This is a genomic window from Flavobacterium nitratireducens, assembly GCF_029625335.1.
Classification (GTDB): Bacteria; Bacteroidota; Bacteroidia; order Flavobacteriales; family Flavobacteriaceae; genus Flavobacterium; species Flavobacterium nitratireducens.
Genome location: NZ_CP121111.1, coordinates 1,272,185 through 1,290,178 on the forward strand (window position 1 = coordinate 1,272,185; position 17,994 = coordinate 1,290,178).

Genomic DNA, 17,994 nt, shown 5'->3' on the forward strand with positions numbered 1-17,994 from the left:
TCGGGAATAACAACTAATTGTTTGATTAACTGAACCCCAGTATGCCAAACCTCAATACCACTTTTATTATAAAAAAAGTGCTTTTAAAATATTTATTCTTTTTTAAATACAACCATCCGTTTTTATAATCAAAAACCGTTGTAAATCGCCTCAAAATCTCGCCTCCTAAGGATCCCAAGCGATTTGACTGTATATTGATATTTTTTAAAGAAACCGAATCAGGAAAAGCCACAATCGTTTCATTAAATTGAAAACTTCCTAACGAAAATTGTGGAATCTTTGCTCTTTTACCCTCTACAGAACCACTTAATCCTTGCCCTAAGTAATCTTGGTAATGTTTTTCTGGTACTGTAATTTTATCTGAAAATCGTTCAAAAAGCCAAACCGCATCACTGTTCCCACTATCTACAAGAAGCTTAACCACAACATCTTCTTCATTCATTTTTACTTTTGCTTGTAAATATGGTTTGTTTTTTTCGAGCACAAGCGGTATTCGTTCATACGTTTTTTGAATCTTGTTTTGAAAATTAGCCTCTTCTTTATGGAAAGTGACTATTTTTTTTGTATAATCCACCGCTACCAACTGATTTTTAAAAGCTGCTGATCCAATTATACCATTGACAGTTACCCCAACATAATTTGATAAATTAAAGGAAGGATCTAAAATTAAATACAACAAATGATTACGGGATTGCAAAGTCCCTATGGTCAATAAATTACCCGAGGATTTAAGTCCTTCAACAGCCTGATTATCACCTAGACCTTGGATATTAATTTTAAGTACATTATTAAGATTTAGTTTTTGTGGATCTTCAAAACCAAAGAGAATAGTTTCCTCCACTCCAGAATCAAGTAAAAAAAGTAATTCAACCCCATTAACTTTAACTGGAATAAAAACGAGATTATTAATTAACCGAATTGGGACTTTGACTTTTTCACTTTTGTCATTATGAAATTCAAACCCCTGTTGAGAAAATACAGGAATTGCAAAAAAGACTAGAAAAAAAATAAAATTATTTTTTTCATGATTCACAATTTTCATAAAGTTAACAAAAATCCTTATTTTTAAAACGTTTTAACTCCAATTTGTAAAACTATCCATAGCTTAGTTCTAAAAAAAATTGCAAATTTGCATCAAATTTTTATCAAGATGCCTGAGATTTCAATAAGAGGAAGAAGAATGCCTGAATCGCCAATACGAAAATTGGCGCCATTTGCTGATATCGCAAATAAAAAAGGCCTTAAAGTTTATCACCTAAACATAGGACAACCCGACATAAAAAGCCCAGAAATAGCCATTCAAGCCATCAAGAATATCGACAAAGATATTATTGAGTACGGCCCTTCAGCTGGATACGAAAGTTATAGAAGAAAATTAGCCGATTTTTACACCAATCAAAATGTAAGAGTTGACTTTGCCGATATTATGATCACAACAGGTGGTTCAGAAGCTTTACTATTTGCCTTAGGAAGTATCATGGATCCTGAAGATGAAGTTATTATTCCAGAACCTTTTTATGCTAACTACCATGCTTTTTCGGAAGAATCGAGTGCTAGAGTAGTTCCCGTAAATTCAGATTTCGAAGGAGGTTTTACCCTGCCTTCAATCGAAGCTTTTGAAAAATTGATTACTCCAAAAACGAAAGCAATTATCATTTGCAATCCTAGCAATCCAACAGGTAATCTATATACCGAAACTGAAATTCAACAATTGGGCGAATTAGTAAAAAAACACGATTTGTTTTTAATTGCTGATGAAGTGTATCGCGAATTTATTTATGACGAAAAAGACCGTCATTACTCTGTAATGAATCTTATTGGCTTAGAACAAAATGTGATCATGATTGATTCGGTTTCTAAACGTTATAGTATGTGCGGCGCTAGAATTGGCTGCATGGTCACTAAAAACAAAGAGGTATTTGCTACCGCAATGAAATTTGCACAAGCGCGTTTGTGCCCTCCAACAATTGAACAAATTGCTTGTGAGGCTGCAATTGACACTCCTCAAAGTTATTTTGATGAAGTAATCAAAGAATACAAAGACCGAAGAGATACCTTAATAGCTGAATTATTAAAAATTGAAGGAGTAAAAGTAACCCCACCTAAAGCAGCTTTTTATTGTATTGCGGAACTTCCTGTAGACAATACAGAAGATTTTGCTCAATGGCTTTTAGAAAGCTACAATTTAAACGGCGAAACCGTAATGGTAGCTCCAGCAGCTGGATTTTATTCAACTCCAGGCATGGGTTTAAAACAAGTACGTATTGCTTATGTACTTAACAAAGAAGACTTAACAAAAGCAGTCCACATACTTAAAGAGGCAATTAACACCTATAATGCGCTTTAAAAAAATACTTCGTTTTTAAAAACACCAACAAAGGCAATAACATTTTTTAAGTTATTGCCTTTCTTTTTAGAAGACTAAATCTTATTTACCCTTTAAAACAGGCTATTTTTTATCAAAAGCTATAGAAATTCTTTAGTTTTTATTAATTATCTTTACAGCCTTAAAATTAACACACACTATTAATAGTCGTATTTAATGATACAAAACGAAGAAATGCACGACGAAATCGGAGACAATCACATTGGTTCGAGTGCAAAAAATCCTATGCGAGACGATGCTTTCGCTATTTCGGATGATGAAAAAATTACAAGAATAAAAAAAGATGTCGAAAACATTTTGATTACTTTAGGAATGGATTTGACAGACGACAGTTTGAAAGGCACACCTAATCGTGTCGCTAAAATGTTTGTTAAAGAGATTTTTGGAGGATTAAATCCTAACAAGAAACCAAAAGCATCCACTTTTGACAACAACTACAAATACGGTGAAATGCTAGTAGAAAAAAACATTATCGTTTACTCTACTTGCGAACATCATTTACTACCGATCATTGGTAGAGCTCACGTAGCTTATATCTCGAATGGTACCGTAATTGGTTTATCAAAAATGAACCGAATTGTTGAATATTATGCTAAAAGACCTCAAGTTCAAGAGCGTCTTACAATGCAAATTGTACAAGAATTGCAACAAGCTTTAGGAACAGAAGATGTTGCCTGCGTGATCGACGCTGAAACACCTTTGTGTCAACTCAAGAGGAGTTAGTGATATCGAAAGTAGCACAGTAACTTCAGAATTTGGAGGAAAGTTCAAAGAAGAAAAATGCAGAAGAGAATTTTTAGACTATATCAAACTAGACACAAAATTCTAACAGCCAGCTCTTTGTAGTCAAGCTCTATCAAACGAAGCAAAACAAACAAATAGCATCCAAAAACTAAAAACATGTCAATTTATAACACTCAAACACTAAAAATATACAATTCACTTTCAGGAGAAAAAGAAACATTTGTACCTATTAATGATGGTTCTATTGGGATGTATGTTTGCGGACCAACAGTTTACAGCAATGTACACCTTGGTAATCTAAGAACATTTATGTCTTTTGATGTGATTTTTAGATATTTCATTCATTTAGGTTATAAAGTTAGGTATGTTAGAAACATCACCGATGTGGGTCATATTGTTGATGATGTAGATGAAGGTGAAGACAAAATCGCTAAAAAAGCACGTCTAGAACAACTAGAACCAATGGAAGTAGTACAGCGCTATACTGTTGACTTCCATGACATTCTTAAAGCATTTAACTTTTTACCGCCAAGTATAGAACCAACAGCTACCGGTCATATTATCGAGCAAATTGAAATTATCAAAAAAATAATTGATGCTGGAATAGGCTATGAAGCAAATGGCTCCGTTTATTTTGACGTTGTAAAATTTAATGAAACCAATAATTACGGAAAATTAAGCGGTCGCAACATCGAAGACATGCTTGCAAACACCAGAGATCTTGACGGACAATCTGATAAAAGAAACCCTCAGGATTTTGCACTTTGGAAAAAAGCCGAACCAGAACATATCATGCGATGGCCTTCACCTTGGAGCGATGGTTTCCCAGGATGGCATTTGGAATGTACTGCCATGAGCACCAAATACCTTGGCAATCATTTTGATATTCATGGTGGTGGAATGGATTTAAAATTCCCGCACCATGAATGTGAAATTGCTCAAAATGAAGCTTGCACTGGACACACTCCTGTTAATTATTGGATGCATGCCAATATGCTTACCTTAAACGGTAAAAAAATGGCAAAATCTACCGGTAACAACATCTTACCTAGAGAAATATTAACTGGCGAAAACAGCATTTTAAGCAAAGCTTTCCCCGCTTCTGTTGCTCGTTTTTTTATGCTACAAGCTCACTACAGAAGCATTCTTGATTTCTCTGACGAAGCCATTGTAGCTGCCGAAAAAGGATACAAAAGATTAATGGAAGCCGTCGATTCATTACCTCAAATCAAAACGAGCTCAAGTAGCTCCTTAGATATTGCTAGCTGGAAACAACTATGCTATGACGCCATGAATGATGATTTCAACACTCCTATTTTGATTGCACATTTATTTGAAGGTGTACGATATATCAATTTATTAAAGGACAACAAAGAGACTATCAGCGTTGCCGATTTAGAAATCCTTACAAACACCATCAACGCTTTTGTATTTAATGTGTTAGGTCTTGAAAATCAAAAAGCAGCCGATAGCAGTAATGCTAAATTAGAAGGAACCATCAACATGCTAATCAACATGAGAAACAAAGCTCGTGCGGATAAAGATTTTGCTATGTCTGACCATATTAGAGATCAGTTACTAGCGCTAGGAATCCAGTTGAAAGACAGTAAAGAAGGAACCACTTTCAGTATTTAGTTAATCAGGAATATTGAAAATATTTTCTTTTAAGCATTCTAAAATTATTGCAAAAAATAAAAAAATGTTTTCAAAAATCATCCTATTTCCCTTTATAGCTTTGGTTCGATTTTACCAATTGGTAATCTCACCACTAACTCCTGCAACTTGTCGATTTACACCTAGTTGTTCGGCTTATATGATTGAAGCCTTAAAAACACATGGATTATTTTATGGTGGCTTTTTAGGAATTAAACGAATATTGCGTTGCCATCCTTGGGGAAAAAGCGGCTACGATCCAGTACCTCAAAAAAAAGAGTGCTACAAACATTAACCTTTAATTAGTACTCGTTTTACTTTAAATATTTAATTTTACAACTATATATAAAAAAGGATATTACATGACACAAGCTTTAAACATCGTATGGAATCCATCCGAAGGTATAGATTTAGGTTTTTTTGTAATTAGATATTACAGCTTAATGTTTGTGATTGCATTTGGATTAGGTTGGTATCTCATGAAAAACATTTTCGAACGCGAAAATGAATCTTTAGAAAAATTAGACTCTTTATTCGTATGGAGTGTACTCGCCACCTTAATTGGAGCGCGTTTAGGACATGTTTTCTTTTACGATTGGGAATATTTCAGAAACCATTTATCTGAAATTATCTTACCATTTAGATTTACACCAAAATTTGAATTTACAGGCTTCCAGGGATTAGCAAGTCACGGAGCTGCCATATCCATTATTGTAGCAATGTATTTCTACAGTAAAAACATCCTTAAAAGACCATTATTATGGATTTTAGACCGTATTGTTATTCCTGTAGCTAGTGGCGCAATATTTGTGCGTTTGGGTAATTTCTTCAATTCAGAAATCGTAGGTAAAGTAACCAATTCAACTTTTGGAATACGTTTTATTCAAGATTATTACAGCAAAGCTGACGCTGTAAATGCCACACAAATTGCAAAACCAAAAGAAGCATATTCAGCAATTGCTACAAATCCAAAATATGCCGACTTACTGGCACAAGTTCCAGCAAAACACCCAACACAGTTGTACGAAGCATTTTGCTATATCTTTGTTTTTGCAATATTATTTTTCTTGTACTGGAAAACGGAAGCTAGAAAAAAATCAGGTTACCTATTTGGACTTTTCCTAGTTTTACTATTTTCTGTACGAATGGTTGTAGAATCAGTAAAAGAAAGCCAGGGTGGATTTGAAAGCGCATTAGGCTTACTTTCAACAGGACAATGGTTAAGTATTCCATTTATCCTAATAGGCTTTTACTTCGTTTTTACAGCCGAAAAACCAATCAAAATATAAATTCTTCCCCAAGATCAAAATCCAAAATGCCGTCTACAAAATAGACGGTATTTTTTTTTGATATATATTGGGACCTTTTAAAAACAAAAAAACCACCTAACAAACGTTAGATGGTTTTACTTAAGAGCCGATAGAGGGACTCGAACCCACGACCTGCTGATTACAAATCAGCTGCTCTAGCCAGCTGAGCTACATCGGCAATTGTGTAATAATGATTATCGAATTTCAATAACAAACTTCTACAATTTAGAAGTTTTGAGCCGATAGAGGGACTCGAACCCACGACCTGCTGATTACAAATCAGCTGCTCTAGCCAGCTGAGCTACATCGGCGTCATTATTACGGGTGCAAAGATACATCTGTAATTTAATTTTCCAAACTAAATTTGCACTTTTTTTCGCTTTTTACTGACTACAATTCGTTGATTTTAGCAATCAATTGATTAGCAACTTGTTCCAATTCTACATTGATTTGTTTGAAGTGTGCTTTTTTATTTTCAACATTCTTAGCATTTACTTTTGTTATCAAATTATCAAAAGCAACAATGGCTTCATCAATAATATTGTTAGTCGCTTCTGTAGGTTTTCCTGAAGTTGAAAGTTCAAATAAGTAAACTGCTTCAATAATATCTCCTAAAACGTAGTTGATGTCTTTCTTTAAATTCTTAACGTTTGCCATTTTTTTAAATTTTAATTTGCGCTTGCAAAAGTACACATAAACTTTCTATTAGTCACTATGAAATGTATATTTCTAAAACAGAAGCTTTTCCACTTAAAACAAATGCTTTAATTTCTGCCGGAATCAACACAGTATCTCCTTTTTTATAGCTGTATTTCATACCATTATAATCTAATTCGAAACTTCCTTCTACACACATATACACTGTAAAAGTTTCTCCATTTTTATTCACTTTTACTTCGCCATCTAATGGAATTAAATTAGTGGTAAAATAAGGACAATCTACTACTGTATTTGATTTATTAGGTTCTTTACTATAGTTTTTATACGTATCTACTTTATCATAATTAATTGCATCCAATGCTAAATCTATATGCAATTCCCTTCCATTACCCTGAGCATCAACTCTATCAAAATCATAAATACGATAGGTAATATCAGAGGTTTGCTGAATTTCGGCAACTACTAAGCCCGCTCCAATTGCATGAACCGTTCCTGTTTCAAGAAAAAACACATCTCCGGATTTTACTTTCACATCATCCAAAATAGATAGTAAGGTTTTATTTTTAAGATTTGCCACATATTCCTCTGCATTTGATTTTTCTTTGAAACCAACTATTATACGTGCATCTTCATCGGCTTGCATGATATACCACATTTCCGTTTTACCAAACGAATTGTGACGCTCTTTAGCTAAAGCATCATTTGGATGAACTTGTATTGACAAATCTTCGCGAGCATCTAAATATTTAAATAATAATGGAAATTGTTTTCCAAATCGTGCATAAACAGCAGTACCTAAAATCTCATTTGGACTCTCATCAATAAGTATCATTAAAGAGGTTCCTTTCAATTCGCCATTAGCCACAACACTAACGTCACCTTCAACGGTAGAAAGTTCCCAACTTTCCCCAACTGTTGAAGACTGAATTGGTTTACCTAAAACTGTTTTTAATTTTTCACCACCCCAAATTCTTTCTTTTAAAATAGGTTCAAACTGTAATGGATAGATACTCTTCATTAGTAATTGTTATTTTTAAAGATTGTAATTGTTTATAATAAAAAAGTAGCCTAACATTTACTTTGAAAAGCTACTTTGTACTTAATATTCGATTTATTTTTTTATTGTTTCCAACATTTTAGTGACATGCTTCATCCCTAAAACACTATCAAAAACCTTTTGAATGATTCCGTCACTATCTACTAAATAGGTCACTCTACCCGGAAGCAAACCAAATATTTTAGATGGAACACCAAAAAGCTTACGAATTGAATTATCGGTATCAGCTAAAAGTGTGAAAGGCAAATTAAATTTTTGGATAAACTTTTGGTGAGAAGCCACATCATCAACACTAATTCCGATGACATCAACACCTAAATTTAAAAATCCCGAATAATTATCCCGAAAACCACAAGCCTGAACAGTACATTGAGGTGTATTATCCTTTGGATAAAAATAAATAATAACTGCTTTTTTTCCAAACACAGTGTGGCTTTCAAACAACTGACCACTGGCATCTTTAGCGGTAAAATGAGGTATCTTATCCCCTTCCTTCAATGGCATCATAATCCTTTATAGCTTACAAAATTTCGAGGTGTTTCGTATAACACTACCTCTAGTTCAAATTGACTTTCTACTTGCTTTCTTATCTTATTCCAAATTACCACCACAATGTTTTCAGCTGTTGGATTTAGATTTTCAAACTCAGATACATCTAAATTGAGATTTTTATGATCAAATGCATCTTCAACCTCAGCCTTAATAATATCAGCTAAAATCTTAGCATCCATTACGTAACCTGTTTCGGGATTAATTGGACCCGTAACACTCACAATCAGTTCATAGTTATGCCCATGAAAATTTGGATTATTACATTTCCCAAAAACAGCATCATTCTGTTCGAAACTCCAGTCTTTGCGATACAAACGATGAGCAGCATTAAAATGTGCTTTTCTACTTATTGTTACTTTCATAATCCTATATAAATCAAAAGTGTTTAAACTTTATGTTCATCTAAATAATGATAGAATTCATCAAAAATAATCTTAAACCAAATGGTATAAATCTCTGGATTTAAAGTAATATCCTGTTTCACAGCTTCAATATCCATCCATTTCCACGCTTCAACCTCGTCCAAATTAATTATAGGCTCCTCATTATAATAGCCAATCATCACATGATCCAATTCATGCTCTGTCAAGCCATTATCAAAAGGGGCTTTATAAATAAAATGAAACAATTCTTTTAAATCGGTTTTAAAACCCATTTCTTCCATCAATCTTCTGTTTCCAGCCTGAAGATTTGTTTCGCCTTCGCGCTGATGACTACAACAAGTATTAGTCCACAACAATGGAGAATGGTATTTATGATGCGCACGTTGCTGCAACATCAATTGGTTTTTATCATTTAAAACAAAAACCGAAAAAGCACGGTGTAATACCGCTTTTTCATGAGCTTCTAATTTAGGCATCAAGCCAATAGGCTCATCATTTTCGTTAACCAGTATTACGTTTTCTTCTAACATATATTTTTATAGGTAAACAAAAATACAAAAAAGATAAGGAAACAAGCCGTCTTTAACGTTCTCTTTGAATTATATTACAAAAAATTCTTAGAAAAGAAACACTTGCTTACATCCTTATCCGATTAAAAAACCAAAGAAAGTGCGATTACGTAAATACAATTGTTAAACAAGCCCCAAATAGCTGTTAAAAATAGCCTTCGTTGTAGTAAACAAAACCAATTGACAGCTATCTTTGTCTATACAAAAGACTCATTAACAGCCCTAAACTTTAAAAACGAATAAGCAATCCATTTATGAAAACAAATTCTTTAATAAATCTGATATTCATTATTCCTTTATTTGTTCTTTCAGCCTGTGGACAAAACAAAAAAAATACAGTTGCAGAAACGGCAATAAAAGAAAATAAAATCACTAAACCATCTAATCCTTATTATTCCAATTCAGACACCACAAAACTTAAATTGAGCGATGCACAATGGAAAAAAGTTTTACCCGAAGATGTGTATTTAGTGATGCGAAAAGCCGAAACCGAAAGAGCATTTACAGGCAAATATTGGAACACTGACGAAAAAGGAACATACTATTGCGCATCTTGTGGAAATATGCTTTTTCGCTCTACATCCAAATTTTCCAGCAGTTGTGGATGGCCCAGTTTTTTTGAACAAGAAAATAAAAAAAGTATCGTATTCAAAAACGACTACTCCTACAATATGGAACGAATTGAAGCTCTTTGTGGAAGATGTGATGGTCATTTAGGGCATCTATTTGATGATGGTCCTGCACCCACTGGAAAAAGATATTGTATGAATTCAATTGCACTAGACTTCATTCCAGACAACAATTTACTTATCGAAAACACTCAAAATTAAACTATGAAAAAGTTTTTATTATTAATTCTGTTATTTGCTTTAAATATAGATGCTCAAACTAAGCCAAATAAAAACAACACTCATCTAGAAACAATCACTCTAGGCGGTGGCTGCTATTGGTGTATTGAAGCCATTTTTGAAAATTTAGAAGGTGTAAAAACAGTAGTTTCTGGATTTTCAGGAGGAAAATTAGCCAATCCTAGTTACGAAGACGTTTGTACAGGAAAAACAGGACATGCCGAAGTTGTTCAAATTACATTTGATAAAACCAAAACCAATCTGGATGAAATCCTAAAAGTTTTTTTCACGGTACACGATCCTACCACCCTGAATCGTCAAGGAGCCGATGTGGGAACACAATACCGTTCGGCTATTTTTTACCATAATGAATTACAAAGAAAAACAGCTCTAGAAATCATCAATCAATTAAACAAAAACAAAGTTTACAACAATCCCATTGTTACAAAAGTTGAACCTTTCAAAAATTTCTATGAAGCAGAAGACTATCATCAAGACTATTTTATCAACAATGCAAATAAACCCTATTGTCGTTTGGTCATCCAACCTAAATTAGAAAAGTTTGAAAAGGTCTTTAAAAACAGATTGAAAAAATAATACGAACACAAATTGCACAAATTGCACAAATTAGCACAAAAACAAATTTCCCTTAATTTCATAAACCAATACACAAAGTAAAAATCAGTGAAATATGTTTTTCGGTTTCGAATTTGTGTATTGGTGTAATTCGTGGCAACTTCGAAACTAAGTAATAATTCGGGCTTTTTTACCTAATGCTTCACCAATCATCAAAGCACATTTTTCGCCATCAATGGCAGCTGAGATAATTCCACCTGCATAACCCGCTCCTTCACCGCAAGGATACAAACCTTTTATTTGCAAATGCTCTAAAGTCATTGTATCTCTAGGAATACGAACAGGTGAAGAGGTTCGGGATTCCGGCGCATGCAATACCGCTTCGTTAGTTAAATAACCTTTCATAGACTTCCCGAAAGCAGTAAATCCTTCGCGTAATATTTGTGTTAAAAACCCAGGAAAAACTTGCCCTAATTCAACCGGAGTAGTTCCCGGTACATAAGAAGTTTTCGGAATATCTTTTGAAACTTTGGATTGGGTAAAATCAATCATTTTTTGTGCAGGAACTTTTTGAGTTTCACCTGCCAAATGCCATGCTTTTTGTTCGATGCTTTTTTGGAATTCCATTCCTGCCAAGGCACCAAATTTGGCAAAAGGCTTAAAATCTTCCAATTTCAATTCGATAACAATACCCGAATTAGCAGTAGCTTGATCCCTTTTAGAAGGCGACCAGCCATTTGTCACGACTTCACCAGGACTGGTAGCACAAGGCGCAATGACACCTCCGGGACACATACAAAAAGAATACATCCCTCGCCCTCCTACTTGCTTCACAATACTATATGGCGCTGGTGGCAACAACTCACCACGATAATCACAGCTATACTGAATACTATCTATCAAAGATTGCGGATGCTCAGCGCGAACGCCTAGAGCAAAAGGTTTAGCTTCAATCAATATTTTTTTTCTGTCTAATAATTCAAAAATATCTCGAGCCGAATGTCCGGTAGCTAAAATCAACTTATTCGCCAAAATTTTGTCTCCGTTTTGTATCACCACTCCTTCTACCTCATTATTTTTAACCAAAATATCCGTAACTCGTGTTTCAAACAAAACCTGACCGCCACATTCCTTGATTTTCTCACGGATATCTTCAATAATTTTTGGCAATTTATTCGTTCCAATATGCGGATGTGCATCCACTAAAATATCAGGTGTAGCACCAAAAGCCACTAATAATTCTAAAATCCGATTCACATCGCCACGCTTTTTAGAACGCGTATACAATTTCCCATCCGAATAAGTTCCTGCTCCACCTTCGCCAAAACAATAATTAGAATCCTCATTTACAATATGATCGCGATTGATAGCTTTCAAATCTCGACGACGACCACGAACATCTTTTCCGCGCTCAATCAAAATTGGTTTTAAACCCAATTCAATCAACTGTAATGCTGCAAAAAGTCCCGCAGGACCAGCCCCTACCACAATTACTTCCTGTGCATTAGCTACATTTGGATAATCCGGTAGTTGTAATGGTTTTTCCTGAAAAGCTTCCCCTTTTAAATAAATAAGCACTTTCAAATTGATTTTAACTACTTTTTGGCGGGCATCAATTGAACGCTTTAGAATCACAACATGCTGAATTTCAGAAACAGCTACTTTTATTTGTTTGGACAAATGATCTTTAAGCAAAGATTCGTTGGCAGCAATTTCCGGAGTTACCTGAAGTAAAAGTTCTTTGGGCATGATGATGTATTTATTTTATTGGCTTTTCTTTCTATGAAAAGAAGTTGCAAAAATACAATTTTGAAATGAGATTTTATCTTTACTCCAAAATTTGCACGCAGATTTACACAGATTGAAGCAGATTTACATAATAGTAAAAACGCATCGTAGTGAGGCTCTATCGAAAAAAAACCAGCACCTTAACCTCTTACAAACTTAGCCCTTTTAAGAAAGACTTTGTACCTTTGTCACTTAAAATCTTTGAAACTATTATCAATGTCTAGAAAAATAAAATTGATTTGGGATTTTCGCGGCCCTGCTTCTGCAAAAACTGCCGAACATCACGAAATCCACTTAAAAGAATACATCACTATTGAAAAATTACCTATAAATATTACTGGTTTTAAAGTTTATGACGAAATGCACGCTATCGCATTTATGGTGGTAACTGACGAAAATATGATTCAGGTCAGAGATGCTTTGAAACCGCATCGAGGGGAACTTTACATAGAGTAAATTACAAATAACTTAAAAAAATCCAATAAAAAAATTCCAAATCCCAATATTATAGCACTTGGAATTTGGAATTTAAAATATTGGAATTTATTCTCTAATTTGCTACCTCGCTTATAAATTTAATGCGCATCAAACGCAATTCGTCGATATCGTAATCGCCATCAAATTCCTTTAATGCTTCTTCAATTTTATCGGTTGCTGATTCCATGAAATAATCATGAATTTCTTCCTGCTGATCTTCATCAAGCATATCATCAATCCAATATTTAATATTTAGCTTGGTTCCAGAATAAACAATTTGCTCCATTTCTTTAATCAATGCATCCATCGTTAATCCTTTTGCTTTAGCGATATCATCTAATGGCAATTTTCTATCAATATTTTGAATGATATATAATTTGTTCGCCGAATTAGTTCCCGTAGATTTCACTACCAAATCATCTGGTCTGATAATATCATTATCCTCTACATATCGATTAATTAAAGCCACAAAATCTGCTCCGTATTTTTTAGCCTTACCTTCACCTACACCGTGAATATTAGTTAATTCTGCTAAAGTTACTGGATATTTCAAAGCCATATCTTCTAAAGAAGGTTCTTGGAAAACAACAAAAGGAGGCACTCCTAATTTCTTAGCTACTTTTTTACGCAAGTCACGCAACATTTCCATTAATGCTTCATCAGCAGTACCTGCCGATTTAGAAGCCGTAACTACTGCCTCATCATCAGCCTCACTGTATTCATGATCCTCAGACATCATGAAAGAAGTTGGATTAGCAATAAAATCCAATCCCTTTTGAGTGATTTTCACAATTCCGTATGTTTCAATATCTTTAGACAAATAACCTTCAACTAAAATCTGTCGTAACAAAGCCATCCAGTATTTTTCGTCGTGATCGGCACCACAACCAAAGAAAGACTGCGAATCAGTACGATGCGCCTTGATGACAGCATTCACACGACCTATCAAGGTGAAGACAATTTCTTTCGACTTATACAAATGTTTGGTATCGCGAACCACTTCCAGAAGCTTAACCACTTCGTTTTTAGCTTCCACTTTGGTTTTTGGATTCCTTACATTGTCATCCATATCAGCTCCCTCGCCTGTTTCGCTATCAAATTCTTCACCAAAATAGTGTAGCAAGAATTTTCTTCTTGACATCGAAGTTTCGGCATAAGCCACCACTTCTTGTAACAAAGCAAATCCAATTTCCTGCTCTGCTACAGGCTTACCTGACATGAATTTCTCTAACTTTTCAACGTCTTTATAGGAGTAATAGGCTAAACAATGTCCTTCTCCTCCATCACGACCAGCACGACCCGTTTCTTGGTAATAACTTTCTAATGATTTTGGAATATCGTGGTGTATTACAAAACGTACATCTGGTTTGTCAATTCCCATACCAAATGCAATTGTTGCCACTACCACCTCTACATCTTCCATCAAAAACATATCTTGGTGCTTGGCTCTGGTCTTCGCATCCAATCCTGCATGATACGGAACTGCACTAATACCGTTTACTTTCAATACCTCGGCAATAGCCTCTACTTTTTTACGACTCAAACAATAGATTACTCCCGACTTCCCTTTATGCTGACGAATAAAACGAATAATATCTGATTCGACATTCTTGGTTTTCGTGCGTACTTCATAAAATAAATTAGGTCTATTAAACGATGCCTTAAAAGTAACTGCATTAGACATATCCAAGTTCTTAAGGATATCTTCCTGTACTTTTGGAGTAGCAGTTGCGGTAAGTCCAATCACAGGAACATCACCTATTTGCTTAATAATATTTTTTAGATTTCGATATTCAGGTCTAAAATCATGTCCCCATTCCGATATACAATGCGCCTCATCAATAGCAACAAAGGAAATAGGCACACTTCTTAAAAAACTAACATTCTCTTCTTTGGTTAAAGACTCTGGAGCAACATATAATAATTTAGTTAAACCAGAAGTAATATCCTTTTTAACCTGAGCTATTTCGGTTTTAGTAAGTGAAGAATTTAACACATGAGCGATGCCATTTTCAGAAGACAAACTCCGTATAGCATCTACCTGATTTTTCATTAAAGCAATTAATGGAGAAACTACTACTGCAGTCCCTTCTTGAATTAAAGCTGGTAGTTGATAACACAAAGATTTTCCCCCACCTGTAGGCATTATCACAAATGTATTTTGCTTCTTCATTAAGCTTGTTATCACTTGCTCTTGTAATCCCTTAAATTGACTAAAGCCAAAATATTTCTTTAATTCTTTATGGATATCAATTTCGTTTGAATTCATTCTTTATTATCTGGTATTTTGTATAAATTTGCATCACATAAAGATACAAATTTCTTTTACACACACAAATTTTAAACATTCTGTTTTGATATCCAAAGAAAATATATTGGCTGTTGCCAAAAAAACCATTTTATCTGAAAGTGAAGCAATTGTAAAATTAATTGATTATTTAGATGATAATTTTTCAAAAGCTGTAGAACTAATCTTTCAATCTAAAGGTCGTTTAGTAGTTACCGGGATCGGAAAAAGCGCCATTATTGGTCAAAAAATGGTTGCCTCTTTTAACTCAACTGGAACCCCATCTATGTTCCTACACGCAGCCGAAGCTATCCACGGTGATTTAGGTATGATTCAAAAAGACGATGTTATCATTTGTATTTCTAAGAGTGGAAACAGCCCCGAAATCAAAGCGCTTATTCCTTTATTAAAAAGAGATGGGAATCCACTAATTGGAATTTGTGGAAACACCAGTTCGGCATTAGCTAAAGGTTCTGATTATGTTTTAAACACTACTGTAGATGCAGAAGCTTGCCCAATTAACCTCGCCCCTACGAATAGTACCACTGCTCAATTAGTAATGGGAGACGCTTTAGCCATCTGCTTAATGGAAATGCGCGATTTTAAAGCAGAAGATTTTGCTAAATACCATCCAGGTGGCGCTTTAGGGAAAAAACTTTTACTCAAAGTGAAAGACTTGATTGAGCACAATCAAAAACCAATAGTAGGTCCTGAGACTCCAGTAAAAAAAGTAATTTTTGAAATTTCTGAAAAAAGATTGGGAGTAACTGCCGTTATAGAAAACAACAAAGTTGTAGGTATTGTAACCGATGGTGATATTCGAAGAATGCTAAACGATATAGATAGTTTTACCGACTTGACAGCTAAAGACATCATGACCAAAAATCCAAAATGGACTTCATCTAATACGATGGCAATTGATGCTTTGCAAATATTGGAAAACCACTCCATAACCCAACTTATTGTTATAGACAATGAAGAATACAAAGGAGTTTTACATTTACATGATATTTTAAAAGAAGGAATCCTATAATGGCAAATAAAAACGTAAATGAGATGTCTTTTTTAGATCATCTTGAAGACTTAAGATGGTTATTAGTTCGAAGTACAATTGCTATCATTATCATGGCATTTGTTGCTTATTGCTTTAGTGATTTTTTATTCGACTCGGTTATATTTGGTCCTACAAGAGCAAACTTTTTCACCTATGTTTACTTTTGTGAATTATCGCACTCTCTCGGTTTTGCCGAAAGCATTTGCATTACCGAAATGCCTTTTATTATCCAAAATACAACAATGGAAGGACAGGTAAATGTATTCATATGGATGTGTATTCTTTTCGGTTTCATCCTTAGTTTTCCTTATATATTATGGGAAGTTTGGAAATTTATCAGTCCTGCATTATACCAAAATGAAAAAAAGCATGCTAAAATATTCATCTTTTTCTCCTCGTTATTATTCTTTTTAGGTGTTGTATTTGGTTATTATGTGGTGATACCCATGTCTGTGAATTTTGTGGCGACTTTCACCATTAGCCCAACAGTTTTAAACCAATTCACACTGGATTCTTACATTGGGATGGTAAAAACCTCCCTACTTGCTAGCGGATTGTTTTTTGAATTACCCATAATTATCTATTTCTTAACTAAACTAGGACTAGTAACGCCTAATTTCTTAAGAACCTATAGAAAATATTCCATAGTGCTTGTATTAATCATTGCCGCAATTGTAACACCTCCTGATGTAGTGAGCCAAACTATAGTTGCCATCCCGATGCTATTAATTTACGAAGCAAGTATTTTTATTTCTGTTTTTGTTGCCAAAAAAGAAAAGAATAATTAATTGTTAATTTCACTATTTGTTTATTGGGTTATTCGTTAATTTGTCTAATAATCTAACAAGCAAAAATTCAAATAATTGAATACAAATGATTTTAAGAGCCGATAATTTAGTAAAAACATACAAAGGAAGAAGTGTTGTAAAAGGCATTTCGGTTGAAGTAAATCAAGGGGAAATTGTTGGTTTATTAGGCCCTAATGGTGCTGGAAAAACCACTTCATTTTACATGATTGTTGGCTTAGTAAAACCAAATGCTGGAAGCATTCACCTTGACGATACTGATATTACAAATTTCCCAATGTACCGAAGAGCACAGCAAGGAATTGGATATTTGGCACAAGAAGCTTCTGTATTTAGAAAATTAAGTATTGAGGATAACATCCTGAGTGTTTTGCAACTAACTAAGCTTTCCAAAGAAGCTCAAATCGCCAAAATGGAAAGTTTAATTGCCGAATTTAGCTTAGAACACATTCGTACAAATCGTGGTGATTTATTATCAGGAGGAGAGCGCCGTAGAACTGAAATTGCACGTTGCCTTGCTACGGATCCAAAATTCATTTTGCTAGACGAACCATTTGCAGGAGTTGACCCTGTTGCAGTTGAAGATATCCAAAGAATTGTTGCGCAATTAAAAAACAAAAACATCGGAATTCTAATTACAGACCACAACGTACAGGAAACCCTTGCTATTACCGATAAAACCTACCTGATGTTTGAAGGAGGAATTCTTAAAGCTGGAAAACCAGAAGAATTGGTAGAAGACGAAATGGTACGAAGAGTGTATCTAGGACAAAATTTCGAATTAAGAAAGAAGAAATTAGAGTTTTAAGAAAGTATTCAGTGTACAGTTTTTAGTGAGCAGCTT

18 protein-coding genes, 2 tRNA genes and 1 pseudogene are annotated in these 17,994 nt (G+C 34.3%); 11 read left to right on the forward strand and 10 right to left on the reverse strand.

The annotated features are described in order from the left end of the window. Positions 1-25: 25 nt before the first annotated feature. A complete protein-coding gene (locus tag P5P90_RS06020; protein ID WP_278036269.1) occupies positions 26-1,042 on the reverse strand; it encodes a retropepsin-like aspartic protease in 1,017 nt (338 codons plus the stop codon). Positions 1,043-1,150: 108 nt separating this feature from the next. Here P5P90_RS06020 and P5P90_RS06025 point away from each other — a divergent pair, with 108 nt between their 5' ends. From P5P90_RS06025 to lgt, 5 genes and pseudogenes are all read left to right on the forward strand, one after another. Continuing rightward, entirely contained in the window at positions 1,151-2,347 is a 1,197-nt protein-coding gene (locus P5P90_RS06025) for a pyridoxal phosphate-dependent aminotransferase (RefSeq protein ID WP_278036270.1), read from the forward strand. A 195-nt stretch (positions 2,348-2,542) separates the two neighbouring features. After that, positions 2,543-3,215 (forward strand): annotated as a pseudogene (gene folE / locus P5P90_RS06030) (GTP cyclohydrolase I FolE). Between the two features lie 71 nt (positions 3,216-3,286). Then, on the forward strand, positions 3,287-4,765 hold the full coding sequence (gene cysS / locus P5P90_RS06035; protein ID WP_278036271.1) for a cysteine--tRNA ligase: 1,479 nt from the start codon (positions 3,287-3,289) through the stop codon (positions 4,763-4,765). A gap of 64 nt (positions 4,766-4,829) precedes the next feature. Next, positions 4,830-5,078, forward strand: a complete 249-nt coding sequence (gene yidD, locus P5P90_RS06040; RefSeq protein ID WP_278036272.1) for a membrane protein insertion efficiency factor YidD — start codon at positions 4,830-4,832, stop codon at positions 5,076-5,078. Between the two features lie 67 nt (positions 5,079-5,145). Next, positions 5,146-6,072 carry a prolipoprotein diacylglyceryl transferase gene (gene lgt / locus P5P90_RS06045; protein ID WP_278036273.1) on the forward strand — a complete coding sequence of 309 codons (927 nt, stop codon included), beginning with the start codon at positions 5,146-5,148 and terminating at the stop codon, positions 6,070-6,072. Positions 6,073-6,197: 125 nt separating this feature from the next. Here the strand turns inward: lgt and P5P90_RS06050 are convergent. The 7 genes from P5P90_RS06050 to idi form a co-directional block, all read right to left on the reverse strand. Continuing rightward, positions 6,198-6,271: transfer RNA gene (locus P5P90_RS06050), tRNA-Thr, on the reverse strand. Positions 6,272-6,330: 59 nt separating this feature from the next. After that, a tRNA-Thr gene (locus tag P5P90_RS06055) sits at positions 6,331-6,404 on the reverse strand. Positions 6,405-6,483: 79 nt separating this feature from the next. Continuing rightward, entirely contained in the window at positions 6,484-6,750 is a 267-nt protein-coding gene (locus P5P90_RS06060; RefSeq protein ID WP_066329212.1) for a hypothetical protein, read from the reverse strand. 55 nt (positions 6,751-6,805) lie between these two features. Next, positions 6,806-7,771 carry a type I phosphomannose isomerase catalytic subunit gene (locus P5P90_RS06065; RefSeq protein ID WP_278036274.1) on the reverse strand — a complete coding sequence of 322 codons (966 nt, stop codon included), beginning with the start codon at positions 7,769-7,771 and terminating at the stop codon, positions 6,806-6,808. A 93-nt stretch (positions 7,772-7,864) separates the two neighbouring features. Further along, the gene (locus tag P5P90_RS06070; protein WP_340696453.1) at positions 7,865-8,317 is read right to left on the reverse strand and encodes a peroxiredoxin; all 453 of its coding nucleotides are present in this window, start codon (positions 8,315-8,317) and stop codon (positions 7,865-7,867) included. After that, positions 8,314-8,724 carry a 6-pyruvoyl trahydropterin synthase family protein gene (locus P5P90_RS06075; RefSeq protein ID WP_278036275.1) on the reverse strand — a complete coding sequence of 137 codons (411 nt, stop codon included), beginning with the start codon at positions 8,722-8,724 and terminating at the stop codon, positions 8,314-8,316. The genes P5P90_RS06070 and P5P90_RS06075 overlap by 4 nt, the downstream gene beginning before the upstream one ends. Before the next feature lie 23 nt (positions 8,725-8,747). Next, positions 8,748-9,275, reverse strand: coding sequence for an isopentenyl-diphosphate Delta-isomerase (gene idi / locus P5P90_RS06080; RefSeq protein ID WP_278036276.1), 528 nt, complete (start codon positions 9,273-9,275; stop codon positions 8,748-8,750). 293 nt (positions 9,276-9,568) lie between these two features. Between idi and msrB the strand changes: the two genes are divergently transcribed. Both msrB and msrA read left to right on the forward strand, forming a co-directional pair. Then, complete coding sequence (gene msrB / locus P5P90_RS06085; protein WP_278036277.1) at positions 9,569-10,144, forward strand: peptide-methionine (R)-S-oxide reductase MsrB; 576 nt, start codon at positions 9,569-9,571, stop codon at positions 10,142-10,144. A 3-nt stretch (positions 10,145-10,147) separates the two neighbouring features. Next, positions 10,148-10,759: a peptide-methionine (S)-S-oxide reductase MsrA gene (gene msrA, locus P5P90_RS06090; RefSeq protein WP_278036278.1), complete on the forward strand. Its 612-nt coding sequence runs from the start codon at positions 10,148-10,150 to the stop codon at positions 10,757-10,759. 147 nt (positions 10,760-10,906) lie between these two features. On the opposite strand, the gene P5P90_RS06095 is transcribed toward msrA, so the two are convergent. Continuing rightward, positions 10,907-12,487 carry an NAD(P)/FAD-dependent oxidoreductase gene (locus P5P90_RS06095; protein WP_278036279.1) on the reverse strand — a complete coding sequence of 527 codons (1,581 nt, stop codon included), beginning with the start codon at positions 12,485-12,487 and terminating at the stop codon, positions 10,907-10,909. A gap of 255 nt (positions 12,488-12,742) precedes the next feature. Between P5P90_RS06095 and P5P90_RS06100 the strand changes: the two genes are divergently transcribed. Next, positions 12,743-12,982, forward strand: a complete 240-nt coding sequence (locus tag P5P90_RS06100; RefSeq protein WP_278036280.1) for a hypothetical protein — start codon at positions 12,743-12,745, stop codon at positions 12,980-12,982. Positions 12,983-13,076: 94 nt separating this feature from the next. On the opposite strand, the gene P5P90_RS06105 is transcribed toward P5P90_RS06100, so the two are convergent. After that, on the reverse strand, positions 13,077-15,272 hold the full coding sequence (locus P5P90_RS06105; RefSeq protein ID WP_278036281.1) for an ATP-dependent DNA helicase RecQ: 2,196 nt from the start codon (positions 15,270-15,272) through the stop codon (positions 13,077-13,079). 85 nt (positions 15,273-15,357) lie between these two features. On the opposite strand from P5P90_RS06105, the gene P5P90_RS06110 reads away from it, so the two are divergent. The 3 genes from P5P90_RS06110 (at position 15,358) to lptB (ending at position 17,958) form a co-directional block, all read left to right on the forward strand. Then, positions 15,358-16,323 carry a KpsF/GutQ family sugar-phosphate isomerase gene (locus tag P5P90_RS06110; RefSeq protein WP_278036282.1) on the forward strand — a complete coding sequence of 322 codons (966 nt, stop codon included), beginning with the start codon at positions 15,358-15,360 and terminating at the stop codon, positions 16,321-16,323. Then, positions 16,323-17,132 (forward strand): twin-arginine translocase subunit TatC, encoded by an 810-nt coding sequence (tatC, locus tag P5P90_RS06115; RefSeq protein WP_278036283.1) that lies wholly within the window; start codon positions 16,323-16,325, stop codon positions 17,130-17,132. The genes P5P90_RS06110 and tatC overlap by 1 nt, the downstream gene beginning before the upstream one ends. An 85-nt stretch (positions 17,133-17,217) precedes the next feature. Continuing rightward, positions 17,218-17,958, forward strand: a complete 741-nt coding sequence (gene lptB, locus P5P90_RS06120) for an LPS export ABC transporter ATP-binding protein (RefSeq protein ID WP_278036284.1) — start codon at positions 17,218-17,220, stop codon at positions 17,956-17,958. Positions 17,959-17,994: the final 36 nt, after the last annotated feature.

Excerpts from the sequence above, each read along its gene's own strand:
- P5P90_RS06060 (WP_066329212.1), bottom strand. The coding sequence starts at position 6,750 with ATGGCAAACGTTAAGAATTTAAAGAAAGACATCAACTACGTTTTAGGA.
- P5P90_RS06095 (WP_278036279.1), bottom strand. The coding sequence starts at position 12,487 with ATGCCCAAAGAACTTTTACTTCAGGTAACTCCGGAAATTGCTGCCAAC.
- lptB (WP_278036284.1), top strand. The coding sequence starts at position 17,218 with ATGATTTTAAGAGCCGATAATTTAGTAAAAACATACAAAGGAAGAAGT.
- P5P90_RS06070 (WP_340696453.1), bottom strand. The coding sequence starts at position 8,317 with ATGATGCCATTGAAGGAAGGGGATAAGATACCTCATTTTACCGCTAAA.
- msrB (WP_278036277.1), top strand. The coding sequence starts at position 9,569 with ATGAAAACAAATTCTTTAATAAATCTGATATTCATTATTCCTTTATTT.
- P5P90_RS06065 (WP_278036274.1), bottom strand. The coding sequence starts at position 7,771 with ATGAAGAGTATCTATCCATTACAGTTTGAACCTATTTTAAAAGAAAGA.
- yidD (WP_278036272.1), top strand. The coding sequence starts at position 4,830 with ATGTTTTCAAAAATCATCCTATTTCCCTTTATAGCTTTGGTTCGATTT.
- P5P90_RS06025 (WP_278036270.1), top strand. The coding sequence starts at position 1,151 with ATGCCTGAGATTTCAATAAGAGGAAGAAGAATGCCTGAATCGCCAATA.
- P5P90_RS06020 (WP_278036269.1), bottom strand. The coding sequence starts at position 1,042 with ATGAAAATTGTGAATCATGAAAAAAATAATTTTATTTTTTTTCTAGTC.
- P5P90_RS06105 (WP_278036281.1), bottom strand. The coding sequence starts at position 15,272 with ATGAATTCAAACGAAATTGATATCCATAAAGAATTAAAGAAATATTTT.
- idi (WP_278036276.1), bottom strand. The coding sequence starts at position 9,275 with ATGTTAGAAGAAAACGTAATACTGGTTAACGAAAATGATGAGCCTATT.
- P5P90_RS06100 (WP_278036280.1), top strand. The coding sequence starts at position 12,743 with ATGTCTAGAAAAATAAAATTGATTTGGGATTTTCGCGGCCCTGCTTCT.
- cysS (WP_278036271.1), top strand. The coding sequence starts at position 3,287 with ATGTCAATTTATAACACTCAAACACTAAAAATATACAATTCACTTTCA.
- tatC (WP_278036283.1), top strand. The coding sequence starts at position 16,323 with ATGGCAAATAAAAACGTAAATGAGATGTCTTTTTTAGATCATCTTGAA.
- P5P90_RS06075 (WP_278036275.1), bottom strand. The coding sequence starts at position 8,724 with ATGAAAGTAACAATAAGTAGAAAAGCACATTTTAATGCTGCTCATCGT.
- msrA (WP_278036278.1), top strand. The coding sequence starts at position 10,148 with ATGAAAAAGTTTTTATTATTAATTCTGTTATTTGCTTTAAATATAGAT.
- lgt (WP_278036273.1), top strand. The coding sequence starts at position 5,146 with ATGACACAAGCTTTAAACATCGTATGGAATCCATCCGAAGGTATAGAT.